The sequence below is a fragment of the Epilithonimonas sp. genome, assembly GCF_056329745.1.
The window spans coordinates 126673-140425 of record NZ_JBWEYV010000007.1 but is presented as its reverse complement, the minus strand read 5'-3'; the positions used below and the strand labels follow the sequence as shown (position 1 = coordinate 140425).

Annotated in this window: 12 protein-coding genes and 2 tRNA genes; 8 read left to right on the top strand and 6 right to left on the bottom strand. The window is 38.4% G+C overall.

Translation table 11 applies throughout. From position 1 onward, the window contains the following. The first annotated feature begins 97 nt into the window (after window positions 1-97). The gene (locus tag AC00Y6_RS07415) at window positions 98-1021 is read left to right on the top strand and encodes an AraC family transcriptional regulator (RefSeq protein ID WP_474489981.1); all 924 of its coding nucleotides are present in this window, start codon (window positions 98-100) and stop codon (window positions 1019-1021) included. Window positions 1022-1108: 87 nt separating this feature from the next. Here the strand turns inward: AC00Y6_RS07415 and AC00Y6_RS07410 are convergent, their stop codons facing one another. Then, window positions 1109-2440 (bottom strand): hydroxymethylglutaryl-CoA synthase family protein, encoded by a 1332-nt coding sequence (locus AC00Y6_RS07410; protein ID WP_474489980.1) that lies wholly within the window; start codon window positions 2438-2440, stop codon window positions 1109-1111. 155 nt (window positions 2441-2595) lie between these two features. Next, window positions 2596-3939, bottom strand: a complete 1344-nt coding sequence (locus AC00Y6_RS07405) for an ammonium transporter (RefSeq protein ID WP_474489979.1) — start codon at window positions 3937-3939, stop codon at window positions 2596-2598. A gap of 162 nt (window positions 3940-4101) precedes the next feature. Between AC00Y6_RS07405 and AC00Y6_RS07400 the strand changes: the two genes are divergently transcribed. Further along, window positions 4102-4290, top strand: coding sequence for a hypothetical protein (locus tag AC00Y6_RS07400; protein ID WP_474489977.1), 189 nt, complete (start codon window positions 4102-4104; stop codon window positions 4288-4290). Between the two features lie 69 nt (window positions 4291-4359). On the opposite strand, the gene AC00Y6_RS07395 is transcribed toward AC00Y6_RS07400, so the two are convergent. After that, window positions 4360-5646, bottom strand: a complete 1287-nt coding sequence (locus AC00Y6_RS07395) for an adenylosuccinate synthase (protein WP_474489976.1) — start codon at window positions 5644-5646, stop codon at window positions 4360-4362. A 493-nt stretch (window positions 5647-6139) separates the two neighbouring features. Between AC00Y6_RS07395 and asnB the strand changes: the two genes are divergently transcribed. Next, the gene (asnB, locus tag AC00Y6_RS07390; protein ID WP_474489975.1) at window positions 6140-7801 is read left to right on the top strand and encodes an asparagine synthase B; all 1662 of its coding nucleotides are present in this window, start codon (window positions 6140-6142) and stop codon (window positions 7799-7801) included. A 53-nt stretch (window positions 7802-7854) separates the two neighbouring features. On the opposite strand, the gene AC00Y6_RS07385 is transcribed toward asnB, so the two are convergent. From AC00Y6_RS07385 to AC00Y6_RS07375, 3 genes are read right to left on the bottom strand one after another with little or no spacing between them, the layout of a single operon-like run. Beyond that, on the bottom strand, window positions 7855-8310 hold the full coding sequence (locus tag AC00Y6_RS07385; RefSeq protein ID WP_474489974.1) for a hypothetical protein: 456 nt from the start codon (window positions 8308-8310) through the stop codon (window positions 7855-7857). Further along, window positions 8311-8691: a RidA family protein gene (locus AC00Y6_RS07380; RefSeq protein WP_474489973.1), complete on the bottom strand. Its 381-nt coding sequence runs from the start codon at window positions 8689-8691 to the stop codon at window positions 8311-8313. Window positions 8692-8737: 46 nt separating this feature from the next. Beyond that, a complete protein-coding gene (locus tag AC00Y6_RS07375) occupies window positions 8738-11350 on the bottom strand; it encodes a putative LPS assembly protein LptD (protein ID WP_474489972.1) in 2613 nt (870 codons plus the stop codon). Between the two features lie 45 nt (window positions 11351-11395). On the opposite strand from AC00Y6_RS07375, the gene AC00Y6_RS07370 reads away from it, so the two are divergent. The 5 genes from AC00Y6_RS07370 (at window position 11396) to AC00Y6_RS07350 (ending at window position 13710) form a co-directional block, all read left to right on the top strand. Beyond that, window positions 11396-12685, top strand: a complete 1290-nt coding sequence (locus tag AC00Y6_RS07370) for an N-acetylmuramoyl-L-alanine amidase family protein (protein ID WP_474490010.1) — start codon at window positions 11396-11398, stop codon at window positions 12683-12685. Between the two features lie 60 nt (window positions 12686-12745). Next, window positions 12746-12817 (top strand) — tRNA-Glu (locus AC00Y6_RS07365). Between the two features lie 83 nt (window positions 12818-12900). Next, window positions 12901-13155 (top strand): 30S ribosomal protein S20, encoded by a 255-nt coding sequence (gene rpsT / locus AC00Y6_RS07360; protein ID WP_474489971.1) that lies wholly within the window; start codon window positions 12901-12903, stop codon window positions 13153-13155. Between the two features lie 10 nt (window positions 13156-13165). Next, window positions 13166-13237, top strand: a tRNA-Glu gene (locus AC00Y6_RS07355). A 65-nt stretch (window positions 13238-13302) separates the two neighbouring features. Next, window positions 13303-13710 carry a type II 3-dehydroquinate dehydratase gene (locus AC00Y6_RS07350; protein ID WP_474489970.1) on the top strand — a complete coding sequence of 136 codons (408 nt, stop codon included), beginning with the start codon at window positions 13303-13305 and terminating at the stop codon, window positions 13708-13710. Window positions 13711-13753: the final 43 nt, after the last annotated feature.

The following is a 13753-nucleotide window of genomic DNA, read 5'->3' as shown; positions in this document are numbered from 1 at the left end:
TTTAAGATTTTTTATCATTTTCTTAAGATTTCTTTTTATTTATAATTAATAAAAATTTAATTATATTTGGAAAAGACGATTAATAAAATCACGGCACATGAAAGCCAATTCCATTCAACTTGATAAACCTCAGCTAACAAGGGCACATCAGCTGGAAAGCTTGGTTGAAAATCAGACCAAATTTTCTCTGAATAATTGTGAGTTCAGCATCTATGAAACCCACCAGAGTGCTTATAATGTGAAATTGCATTTTGAATATCTAGGTTTTACAGGGATGCTGCGTGGCAGAAAATGGATGAAGCTGGAAGGTAAAACTGATTTTTTTGAGTATCTGCCCGGTGAAAGCGTGTTGGTAGCCCCTGGAGAAACCATGGCTATTGATTTCCCCGATGCTGACAGGGATGCGACACAATGTGTATCTCTCACTTTAAGCCCGGAGTTTGTACAGGAATCCCTGGATCATCTTAATTACCACAATGCCAAAGTGGATGATGATTCCAGCTGGAATATCTCTATGAATGAATTTTACTTACTGAACAACCGGGAGCTGGCTTCTGCCACCAACAACATCATGCGCGTGGCTATGGACAGCCATTCCTTCAAGGATGTGATTGCGGATTTTGCTCTTAAAGAGCTTTTGATAAGGCTAATGCAAACGCAGGCAAGAAACCTGGTAGAGAAAAACACGCTCAAAAATAAATCCCGAATTGGTTTTGTCGCAGATTATATCAAGAAAAACCTGCATCAGAAATTATCCATAGATGCTATTGCGAAAATGGCTTATGTAAGCAAATCCAATTTCTTTAAAATGTTCAAACAGGAACTTGGTTTGTCACCTAACGAATATATTATTCAGGAACGAATCAAAAAAGCTAAAGAGTTGCTTATCCAACAAAACTCGGTAAGCGAAGCTGCTTACAGCACAGGATTTTCCGATACCAATTACTTTATACGGGTTTTTAAGCAGATGGAAGGCGTAACTCCAAAAATCTTCCAGAGCAAAAAATTGTTTATCAATTAAGAATTAGTTAGTTATAGATTTTTCAAACGGAAAACGAGCAGATTATTCTGCTCGTTTTCTTTTTATTTTTAAAGTTCTAAAAATCTATTATTTTTGATAAGAATAATACCTTGCACCCTTAAGAACAGGGCTTTCTTTTTCTACCCTCGTCAATCCAAACCCTTTATAAGAAGGATTAACCGAGCTTTCTAATTGTTTGCGATGGAGTTTCTCATATGTTTCAAAGTTGATGGACAATCGATCTTTCAGGTTGTTGAAGAGATTCCATTTTTCTACAACAGATTTCCATTCCGGTGAGATTTTGCCTACAAATACTTTGGATTTGGACCCACTTCCGTAGGCTAAAAATCCAATCTCTTTTCCTGACAGATCTTCGTTCTCATCAAAAGATGTCTGCAATGCCGATAACAAGGCCATGAAAATAGAAGCTGTGTACATATTCCCAATTTCGGAGGAAGCCCTTTGAGATTTTTCAATTTTTTCATTAATAAAACTGATGTAACCCTCTGATTTGGCAACTGCTTTTTGTTTCTCGGCATCAGAAAAATCAAGACAATTCTCTATGCTGTAGATTTCGGTAAAAACCCTTTTACCATGGAAGGCATAAGGCAAATGGAATATAAGATACCGCCAATTTTCGTAGGGCCGAACAGTAAATGTCTGTTCTTTATAATGCTCATAAGCCTCGCGGATCCTGTCCTGATAACACTGGTTAGAATATTGCCCATCGAAAACAGGCTCATCTGTGAAGACTTCAATCTTATCCGGGAAATTTTCCGGTGCAGAGGTTAAATCTGACTTGTGAAATGCTCTTCTCGGCTTGAAAAAATCGAAAACACTTTCCGTTGCCACGCCCCAGTTGTTATCGATCTCAATCAGTTTTGGATTGGCCGATACTAATAATGCCACAGCGCCCCCGCCTTGGGTATATTCCCCAGAAGAAGCTAGCTCATACTTGGCATAATCACTGGCAATAACGATGGCTTTTTTAGTTGGATTCGCTCTCACAAAATCCAAAGAATTATGAAGCGCGTCTACGGCACCTACGCAGGCAAACGTCATATCTACCACATCGCAGTTTTTGAAGCCTCTTTCTCCAAATTCGTCACTTAGCAATTCTTCCACCATCTGAACAGCATAGGTTGCGGTAGGTTTTGCCGCGTCCAAAGCACTTTCGGTGCCCAGATAAACCCTTGAAATATCTTTTGGATTGATGCTGTAATCCCTTATTAATTTCAGTAAAGCTTCTGCTGCAAAGGTAGCTGCATCCTCGTGCACATCAGGCAAAGCCATCTTGTGCAACCCTAAACCTTTCTCCAGTTTTGCGGGTTCTATCCCTCTTTTTTCTGCAAGATCCTTAATTTCCAAATATAAAGAAGGCACGTAAAAACTTGCCGCATCAATTCCGAATTTCGTCATTTTAAAATTTTAAGACACGAATTTAGAAATTTTTGATGGATTACGATTGTATTTACAGCATAAAATTATGGTTCATTATAACTCCCAAAAACGAAAAACCCCACTGCCATTGGCGAGTGAGGTTTCTTCATATCAAAACAAAATCAAATTCTTAATCAAAGGCAGCTTTCATCATGCTGAGAAAGATCCAGCCCTATATTCTCAGACTCTTCTGCCACACGCAGTGGAATAATCATATCCGTTACTTTGTACAATAAAATACTTCCCAAAAATGTAAAGGCCGATACCAGAACCAATGCCATCATGTGGTGTGCAAAAACTCCAAAACCGCCGTGCAACAGACTGGCATTCTCTCCCTGGGCTAAGATGGCAGTCAGAATCATACCCATGATACCGCCAACGCCATGGCATGCAAACACATCCAGCGTATCATCTACTTTTTTGAGCCTTTTCCAATGACACATTAGGTTAGACACAATCGATGAAATAAATCCTATAAAAATGGAATGAGGGACGGTCACAAATCCGGCGGCCGGCGTGATGGCTACCAAGCCAACTACCGCCCCAATACAAGCCCCCATAGCTGAAACTTTACGCCCGTTTACGCGGTCAAAAAAGATCCAGGTAAGCATGGCGGTGCCAGAAGCTACCGTAGTTGTCCCAAACGCCATAGCCGCCGTAGCATTAGCTGCCAAGGCTGAACCTGCATTAAATCCAAACCAACCAAACCATAGCATCCCAGTACCTAAAATCACGAATGGAATATTGGCAGGCTCATGCAGAGCTTTTTTCCTCTTTCCAATCATCATAGCACCGGCTAGCGCTGCAAAGCCCGCACTCATGTGAACCACAGTACCTCCGGCAAAGTCTTTCACCCCAAAATATTTACTCAACAAACCATCCGGATGCCATACCATGTGACACAGCGGTGTATATATCAACAGACTAAATAGCACCATAAAAAGTAAATAGGAAATAAACCGCACACGCTCTGCAAATGACCCGGTAATCAGCGCCGGGGTAATAACAGCAAACTTCATCTGGAACAGTGCAAAAAGGACAAATGGTATGGTAGAGGCCAACTGACTGTGCGGGAAAACACCTACATTATTAAAAAACATATATGTAAACGGGTTTCCTATGATGCCATAATGATGTCCATTGATCGTGATTCCCAAAGAATCTCCAAAAGACAGACTAAATCCTACGACAACCCACAAAATACTGATTACACCCAATGCAATAAAACTCTGGAGCATGGTAGAAATCACATTGGTTTTACCAACCATCCCTCCATAAAAAAACGAAAGACCAGGCGTCATCAATAATACTAAACCTGATGAAGAGAGAATCCATGCTACGTCTGCGCCTACGATATGATCTTCACTTAAAAAAGTTCCTGGAATTGGAACCGAAATCTGCTCTGGCCAGAAAAGCGCGATTAAAGAAACAAGACTGATTACGATAAACGAAACGATCCAGCGTTTTTCAATTTTCATTATTTACAATAATTAACCCCACAAATATAGGGGCAATTTTTTAATTAATAATAAAAATAATAAAACAACCCTTAATTTTTTAACATCAAAAACAACAAAACCACATCCATCATTCCGCTTACAATAAGGCATCAGTTTTGATGCATGCTAAAGAAAAAAATTATGAGATCCGATATTCCAAAACCAGACAGCGAAACCAACAAAACACCAATGATTGCGATCATCATTATCGTTGTACTATTTTTGTTGGGTTATTTTGCCTACATGATGTTTATCCCAAAACAGGTTGAACAAATGAATCAGACAGAGCATGTAAAACCTGTAGAGCAAAGCCCAAAAGATTCGATATAGATTTACAACATTCAATTACATAAAAAAAGCCGGAAAAATCCGGCTTTATAAGGTTGAGAACTTAACAATTTAGAAAAGTTCTTTTCTGATAATATTTTGTGAACGCTCCGGCCCCACAGAAACCAGATATACATTAATCCCTAAATGATGCTCTATAAACTCTATATACTTTTTAGCATTTTGAGGTAATTCATCATAAGAACGGGCATTGGTAATATCTTCGTCCCAGCCTTCCAATTCTTCATAAATAGGTTCGTAGTTGTAAAGCTTGGTAGTAGACGATGTAAAATAATCGATAATCTTCCCGTCTTCGGTTTTATATTTGGTTGCTATTTTCAAAGGATGAATACCGGTAAGAACATCGAGTTTTGTAATTACAAGATTGTTGATTCCGTTAATCATACAAGCGTGTTTAAGAGAAACCAAATCAAGCCAGCCCGTTCTTCTCGGCCTACCAGTCGTAGCACCGAACTCAAAACCAACCTGTCTTATATTTTCCCCTAATTCATCATCCAATTCCGTAGGAAAAGGCCCATTACCTACTCTAGTCGTATAAGCTTTTGCAACGCCAATCAGATTCTGCAAAGCCGTTGGCGGAACGCCGGCACCTGTACAAACACCACCAGTAGATGGCGATGAAGATGTCACATATGGGTAAGTCCCAAAATCTATATCCAGCATCAGCGCCTGAGCCCCTTCAAAAAGAATATTTTTACCTTCATGGATAGCTTCGTTTATTTCCAGTTCTGTATCTACAATACGATCTTTTAGCTTTTCGCCTAATGCCAAAAACTCCTGATATATCTCTTCTACATCCAGACCCGACTTTTCAAAATATTTCTCAAAAAGTGAATTTTTTACTTTTAGGTTCTTTTCTATTTTTTCTTTCAGCACTTCAGGATTTAAAAGATCAATCATCCTTATGCCAACTCTTGCAATTTTGTCCTCATAACATGGCCCAATTCCTTTTTTAGTAGTTCCAATTTGTGTCCCACCAAATTCTTCTTCCCTGTAAGTATCTAGCAAAATGTGATAAGGCATAATGACATGGGCTCTTCTGCTGATAAAGACATGATCTGTTTTGAGACCTTTGCTCTCAATCTGCTCTATTTCCCTGATAAATGATTTGGGGTTTACAACCACACCATTAGCAATAATACATTTGCCTTTGCATTGCAAAACACCGGATGGCAGCAGGTGAAGCACAAACTTCTCCTCTCCCACATATACCGTGTGACCGGCATTATCGCCGCCTTGGAAACGTACCACATAGTCTGATTTGGCCGATAAAACATCAGTAATTTTACCCTTTCCTTCGTCGCCGTATTGGAGACCAACAACTACATAAGTTGACATATTTTTTACTTTTTTTTAGATTATGTACAAAGTTATATTATAAATGCGGCTTAGCAAAATAGAACAAAATAAAAACCCTCTTACTTTTGAAATAAGAGGGCAAAAACACAAATGATGAAAAAAAATTATAAATGCTGCGCACTTATAACACAATTTTCGGTGCAAAAATCGTACAATTTTTAGAATTATCAATCAAAAAAATAAATAATATTAACATCTATGAATTATTTTAATAATAAACTAAGGCTTAACTGAAAACATACGGCTATACTGTTAAAATAAAATTATTTTCAATAGCATTTATAATAACGCCTTCAAAATGAAAAAATCAATTTAACAACCAACAATAACATCAAATTGAGAATATTTTAAACCAATAATTAATTTTATTGATTTTTTTTTAACTTAATAATACTTTTAGTTTCATTTTTAAATCAATCAATATAAATTTGCATTATAATTTTAATCAAATAATAAAAAATAAAGATTTACCATGTGCGGAATTGTATGTGTATTTGACACGAAACAAAAAACTGACAGCATCAGACCTCAGATATTAGAAATGTCAAAAAAAATTAGACATCGCGGGCCAGATTGGTCGGGTATCTATCAAAATGACAATGTCATCTTTTCCCATGAGCGTTTGGCCATTGTTGACCCAACATCAGGGAAACAACCCCTTTTTACCAAAGATAAAAAAGTAGCATTGGCCGTAAATGGCGAAATTTATAACCATCAGGACTTGAGAAAAGAATTCCCGGATTATGAATTCCTTACCCAATCTGACTGCGAAGTGATCCTTGCGCTTTACAGACGCGATGGGAAAAACTTCTTAGAAAAACTTAACGGCATCTTTGCTTTTGCCCTATACGATGAGGAAAATGACGCTTACCTTATTGGCCGAGATCATATGGGAATTATTCCACTTTATATGGGTTGGGACAAAAACGGCAGTTTCTATGTCGCTTCGGAACTCAAAGCACTAGAAGGTGTCTGCAACAAGATCGAAGAATTTTTACCCGGCCATTTTCTTTACAGCAAAGATGGGCAGCAACTCCAAAGATGGTATAAGCGTGACTGGGAAGAATTTGATAATGTAAAAGACAATAATACAGATATCTCTGCTATTAGAAAAGGGCTGGAAGAAGCTGTACACAGGCAACTGATGAGTGATGTACCTTATGGCGTCCTTCTTTCTGGAGGTTTGGACTCCAGCATTATTGCGGCCATTACTGCTAAATTTGCCCGTCAAAGGATAGAAAGTGGCGACACGCAAGAAGCCTGGTACCCAAGGCTGCACAGTTTTGCCGTTGGCCTGGAAGGCTCACCTGATTTGGCCGCAGCACAAAAAGCCGCAGATTATATAGGATCTGTTCACCATGAGATCAAATATACCGTTCAAGAAGGTCTGGATGCGATCAAAGATGTCATCTACCACTTGGAAACTTATGATGTCACAACCGTCCGCGCCTCTACACCAATGTATCTTTTGGCAAGAGTCATCAAATCCATGGGTATTAAAATGGTACTTTCCGGAGAAGGTTCAGACGAGCTGTTTGGTGGCTACCTTTACTTTCACAAAGCACCATCCGCACAAGCTTTTCACGAAGAAACAGTTAGAAAGCTAGGGAAATTACACCTTTACGATTGCCTGAGAGCCAACAAATCCCTCATGGCATGGGGAATAGAAGGTAGGGTGCCTTTCCTTGACAAAGAATTTATGGATATTGCGATGACTATTAACCCTAAAGATAAAATGATTACTCCCGAAAGGATGGAAAAATGGGTTCTCAGAAAAGCTTTTGAAGACATCTTGCCAGAAAGTATCGCATGGAGACAAAAAGAACAATTCTCTGATGGCGTAGGTTATAGCTGGATTGATACATTGAAACAAGTTGCCGAAGATGAAGTGTCTGACGAAATGATGGCCAATGCCAAATACCGCTTCCCCATCAATACACCAATGAGCAAAGAAGAATACCGCTACCGCAGCATATTTGAGGAATTTTTCCCGAGCGACTCCGCCGCAAGCTGCGTACCTTCAGTCCCTTCTGTAGCCTGCTCTACACCAGTTGCGCTGGAATGGGACGAAGCCTTCAAAAAGATGAACGACCCAAGCGGACGCGCCGTAAAAGTCCATGAAACTGCTTACTAACAATCTCTAACTATACTAACTGAAAAGCACAACTCCCGGGTTGTGCTTTTCTATTATTTGTGATGATTCTGCTGTTCCTGACGAAGCCGTTTCTTCCGACGCTCGTAGATAATCTCGGTAATTTTACCACCTATCCAAGAAAATGGGAAAAAGATCAAAAAGATGGATATTTTGTAAAAAACTGGATGATAAGGATAAATAATAATATCCAGCATGGCGATGAACAACATGATAAATCCTATCAAAATAGCATAAGCTACTTTAGCATATTTTACAATCATCGCCGTTACCACGCCACCAAAAGTTACACCCAAACCGCCAAAAAAAAGCAAGGCAATAAAGAACGAATCTTTCCCCTGAACAGATTGCAGCAAAAGCCCCCAGTGCTCAAATGGCGCAAACTCTTTATAAGTTACCCAGTCCGAGTCGATCTTGACCCCGAATGTGATAATGAGTGCAGCAACCGTCAAGCCTGCTAAAACGCCTAAAGTATTCCTAAGAAAATTCATCTAGTCTTTGAAAGCAATCATTGATATTTCCACATCTACATTTTTGGGAAGACAAGACACCTGCACAGTTTCTCTTGCAGGATACTGGTCGTCATCAAAATAGGATGCATAAATCTCATTAACAACCGAGAAGTCATCCATATTTTTAAGAAATATTGTAGTTTTCACAGCATTGGAAAAGCCCATTTCGGCTTTGCGCAGGATGGCTGCCAGATTTTTCATAACCTGATGTGTTTCCTGATCAATCCCTTCTACAAGGTTACCTGTTGCTGGATCTACAGGGATTTGACCGGATATATATAATGTTTCGTTTACCAGGCAAGCCTGCGAATAAGGCCCGATAGCAGCCGGTGCTTCCTCTGTATGGATGATGTTTTTCATTATTTAGAAGTAATTTTTACAAAACTATACAAATTTTCATTAAATCCTAAAAACTGCTGTTAGGTTGGGTAAAACTTCTTTCTTTATATTTTACCGCATCTTTCAGGATGTTGGCTTTGATTCCTATAAAAAAGTCATACACTTTATATTGGCCAAAAGGAACCCAGTTAAAGGTAATCGTAAAACTACGTTGATCCCTCGCAAAACCCAATCTTGTATAGGCCAGTGTCTTGTTCACCACATCATAATTGGTACTTCCGTTGATGTTCCAAAATGGCGTTAGTTTGATGCTGCCATCCAGTCCAACAGTAGCTACTTTGGTGCCGATTTTTGCCAAACCTTTGGTGTAAGCATAGTTGGCATTCACATTCAGCGTCCAAGTTGGCACGTAATGGGAATAATTATCATCATCAAAGTAATAATTCTCATTCCTAATTTCACCCTTCTTTTTATACATTTTTGCCAAATCCTCTTTCTTACCAAAAATAGCTTCACTCATTGGATAAGACAACTGAACATTGAAGCCCTGCAAACTAAAGTGGCCAAAATTCTCTGTTCTTATGCCTGTTGTACTGTTATCATCAAATACAATCTGGTAAGGTTCTATTGTCATACTAGAGTTGACATTCAGCTTATTGTTAAAAAAAGATGACTGGGCATTGACACTAAAAACTGACCATTTATATTTTTCTGCAGCAAAATTGTAGCCTCCAGAAAAATTAAGAGATTCGAATATTTTGACCTTTTTTATACCTGTAGAATCAGACTTGGAGCGCACCTTCATCTCCAGATTATTAATGATATTGAAGCCTATACTTTGCACCAGCCCTCTGGTAGGTGAACCGTAGATACCATTATCAAAAATACTGTAGGCCGTCATCTCGCCCCGTGCATTGGAATAATTGCGGTAATAGCCCCAAGAAGAAGCTCCAAAATCTGGTGAATAATTGAAACTTACACTTGGCGTTACCATATGTCGAATGGCCACAATAGGAGAATTTTTGCTAAAATTCTTTTGCCCATACAAAACGGTCTGCAAGCTGGCACTGGTAGAAAACGTGGAGTAGGCAGAAACCTTATTTGTATAATTATCCTCTACCAAGTTGGTGATTGGATTATATGATCTATCTAAAATTTTGGTGGTCAATACGTTATCTGCATTAGCACTCAAAGAAAACGTAAAATATTTAGCCAAGGTCGTATTGGTAGTGATAGAAATATTGTTCTTGGCACCGGTTTTCATATCTTTCCACATCTGCTGTTTAAAAACCTGATCATCGGTGGTGGTTACATAATTACTCAGCGCAAAACCCGTATTCACATTAATATTTTCCAGCAGACCTGTTCTAACACCTGTTTTAGGTTTAAAAAGATAAAACTGATTAACCGCTATTGTCATATCGGGCAACCTGATATCCGTAAGCCCGGTTTTAAAATTCTGGTTGTATCCCGCACTGGCACTAATGGTAATAGGCAGATTCAGAAAACGCTTGGTAACATTAATCCTAGACGTTTGCGTGGTATTGAGAACATTGCCATTAAAGATATAATTATTATTAACCGTGTTATTGTAAAACTTGCTGCTAACGATGTCCACACTAGCATTAAATGTAAAGTAAGGATTGGCCTTAGAATCCTGAGAGTGTCGCCAAGCAATCCGAAATGTTTTCGTTTTGGAATAGTCATCCAAACCTTTTATCCCACGAACGGTGTATCCATAATCTGCAGCAAAATTCCCCGAATACCTATATTTTTTAAGATAATTAAGCTCGGGTTTCAGGTTCCAGCTCCCTTTTGTATAGAGATCAGACAAAACCCGAAGATCAAAGTGATCTCCTATGGGCTGATAATAACCCAGGCCATTAAGGAAAAAACCTACATCTTGGCGCTCCCCAAAACTTGGAATTAATATACCTGCAGATCTTTTGTCAGAAAAAGGAAGTATCGCAAATGGCATTATAAGTGGCGTTGGCACCTGCTCTATATACATTTGAATTGGTCCCGTTATCAACTGAGAATTATTTTTTCCTTTGATCAATTTGATGTTGGGGGCAGACATATGGTAATCCGGTAGTGAATCTTTCTTTTTAAGAAAATACTCATCTGTGGTGAAAATAGCTTTCCGCATAAAGAAAACCGAATCGTTGTACTTTTTGGTTTTTTCTGCGACCACTACACCTTCATTCTCCTCTGTTCTTGCATTGAAGGCGATGGCCTGTCTCGTTTTGTAGTTGTAGATCACCTCGTTGTACTCATACTTTTTGCCACCTTGTGTTGCTACAGCCGGTGTAGTAATCTTCCCATTTTTATCCTGTTCGCCACGCGCATAGATTTTCCCGGTTTCCCAGTCTATCCTAATGTAGTCTGCATCTATCTGCATATCCTGATAGATGATTTGGGCTTTTTTACTTAGAAATGTCTGTTTGTTTGAGATGGATGAGCTACTTTTGTATTCGGCTTTGGTTTTCACCACATCATCCAGTTGTTCCTTGGGACGTGTACTGTCCTTTTTTAAAGACAATGTATCGCCAGATACCTTTAAAGTATCCTGAACACCACGTTTTTCACCATTATTTTGAGGCACGGTTTGTGCTAAAATAGTGTTAAAAATTAGGATATTTAAAATTAGTAATATACTTTTGAAAATACTTCGAGCCAATGCAGTTATTCTGAAATTGGGTTCAAAATTAATTAAATTTTAAAGATTAAAATGACTAGCCCTCTATTTTATAAGAAAATTTTTCTTCTTTTAACATTTATTGTTGGTTGTAACAGCTTCTTTTCACAAAAAAAATTCACCATTGTTCTGGATGCCGGTCACGGCGGTAGTGACATTGGTGCTAACCGCTATTACAGTGACATCGGAACGGTTATGGAGAAAAACGTAACCCTTGGGATTGTCCTAAAATTGGGCAGAATGCTGGAGAAAAATAAAGATTACAAAGTCATCTATACCAGAAAAATAGATGAATACCCTTCTTTAACTTACAGAACCGATCTTGCTAACAGAAGCAAAGCAGACCTCTTTATATCGGTACACGTCAACTCGTCGCCCAGCAGAAGCGCTACCGCACAAGGTACAGAAACATTTGTACAAGGACCCAACCAAAACAAAACCAACTTGGATGTAGCCAAAGCTGAAAATGATGTAATCTTCCTAGATGAAAAAGATAAGGAAAACTTTGCCTCCTACAACCCTAGCTCACCAGAATCCTTGATTGCACTCAAAATACAGCAGAGCAAATATTTGGAAGCCAGCTTGATCATTGGTGGATTGGTAGAAGATAACTTCATAAAAAAAGACAAACGCCTTTCCAGAGGTGTAAAACAAGAGAACTTGCACGTGCTCAGGATGAATGCCATGCCTTCTATACTTATAGAAACCGGTTTTGTCAACAACTATGATGATGCACACTACATCTCAACCGAAGAAGGACAACAAGCTATCGCAGAAAGCATCTTCAATGCGGTCATGAGTTATAAAAAGATGGTAGACAGGAACGTCAAAGAACCTGAACCTGAAAAACCTGTGGAACAGCCGCTTAAAAACGATTTCAGAATACTATTGATGAGCACCCCTATCAAGTATAATGAAAATGATCCCGTGCTAAAAGGATTAAAATACATTCTTCCTATCAAAGAGAATGGTTTTTACAAGTACTATTATGGCACAACGAACTTTGCATCTATACGAGATACCAACCTTAAAACCGCCAAAGATGCAGGTTTCCGTAACGCTATGGCCATTAGTTTTATGCCTAATCAGGCACTTGGAATTGGCTACTATACACTGGAAATATACACCGGAAAAGAAAAATTGGACTCCAAATCTAATGTTATGAAACAATTGCCTAATATGAATAGAGATAAAGAAAATGGTATTTTCTACTATACATTTGGACAGTTCAGAACGTTGGAAGACGCCATCAAAGCACAAAAAGAGCTTGAAAATAAAGGCATTACAAATACGATTATCGAGAAAAAATTAAAATAATAAAAAAAAGTTGCAAGTATAAAAAAAAGCCCCTATTTTTGCACTCCGAAATCACGAAACGGCCTATTCGTCTAGTGGTCAGGACTCAAGGTTTTCATCCTTGCAACAGGGGTTCGATTCCCCTATAGGCTACAGAAAATAAATTTTAAAAAATTATTAAAAAATATTTGCAAACTAAAAATTAATTTTTATCTTTGCACCCACATTTGAACGATATGGCAAATCATAAATCAGCACTTAAGAGAATCAGACAAAACGAAGTAAGAAGACTTCGTAACAGATACTACCACAAAACTGCAAGAACAGCTTTGAAAGTATTAAGAAATGAAGAGGACAAAACAGCTGCAGCTGAACAATTACCAAAAGTAATTTCTTTGTTGGACAAATTGGCTAAGAAAAACATTATCCACAAAAACAAAGCAGCTAATCTAAAAAGCAAATTAACTAAGCACGTTAACCGCTTAGCTTAATATAAATCCTGGCCCGTTCGTCTATCGGTTAGGACCTCAGATTTTCATTCTGGTAAGAGGGGTTCGATTCCCCTACGGGCTACAAACCTTCGGAAAATATCCGAAGGTTTTTGTTTTTTAATTATCTTTGTTCCTATACTAATTATTGTGAAAATATTAATACTTAACGGCCCCAATCTTAATCTTCTAGGTACCCGGGAACCCGAGATATACGGAACTATATCTATGGAGACCTATCTTAACGATTTGAAAACCGAATTTTCTACAGATGAAATACTCTACTACCAATCCAATATAGAAGGGGAAATAATCAACCGGTTACAGGACGAGGATTATGATGCTATCATTATCAATCCAGGGGCTTTCACCCACTATTCCTACGCCATATCAGACTGCTTAAAGAATATCAACAAACCAAAAACCGAAGTCCACATCAGTAACATCTATAAGCGTGAAGAGTTCCGAAAAAAATCTGTAACAGCCGAGAGTTGCGATGCCGTGGTCTCTGGATTTGGGATGAAAGGTTACAGATTGGCTATCTTAAGTTTGAAATAATCTCAGCTCTTTATAAAAACAAAAAAGCGGAATTAATTTTCCG

Coding starts and splice junctions, on each gene's coding strand:
- rpsT (WP_474489971.1), top strand. CDS start 12,901: ATGGCAAATCATAAATCAGCACTTAAGAGAATCAGACAAAACGAAGTA.
- asnB (WP_474489975.1), top strand. CDS start 6,140: ATGTGCGGAATTGTATGTGTATTTGACACGAAACAAAAAACTGACAGC.
- AC00Y6_RS07380 (WP_474489973.1), bottom strand. CDS start 8,691: ATGAAAAACATCATCCATACAGAGGAAGCACCGGCTGCTATCGGGCCT.
- AC00Y6_RS07410 (WP_474489980.1), bottom strand. CDS start 2,440: ATGACGAAATTCGGAATTGATGCGGCAAGTTTTTACGTGCCTTCTTTA.
- AC00Y6_RS07385 (WP_474489974.1), bottom strand. CDS start 8,310: ATGAATTTTCTTAGGAATACTTTAGGCGTTTTAGCAGGCTTGACGGTT.
- AC00Y6_RS07415 (WP_474489981.1), top strand. CDS start 98: ATGAAAGCCAATTCCATTCAACTTGATAAACCTCAGCTAACAAGGGCA.
- AC00Y6_RS07395 (WP_474489976.1), bottom strand. CDS start 5,646: ATGTCAACTTATGTAGTTGTTGGTCTCCAATACGGCGACGAAGGAAAG.
- AC00Y6_RS07400 (WP_474489977.1), top strand. CDS start 4,102: ATGAGATCCGATATTCCAAAACCAGACAGCGAAACCAACAAAACACCA.
- AC00Y6_RS07405 (WP_474489979.1), bottom strand. CDS start 3,939: ATGAAAATTGAAAAACGCTGGATCGTTTCGTTTATCGTAATCAGTCTT.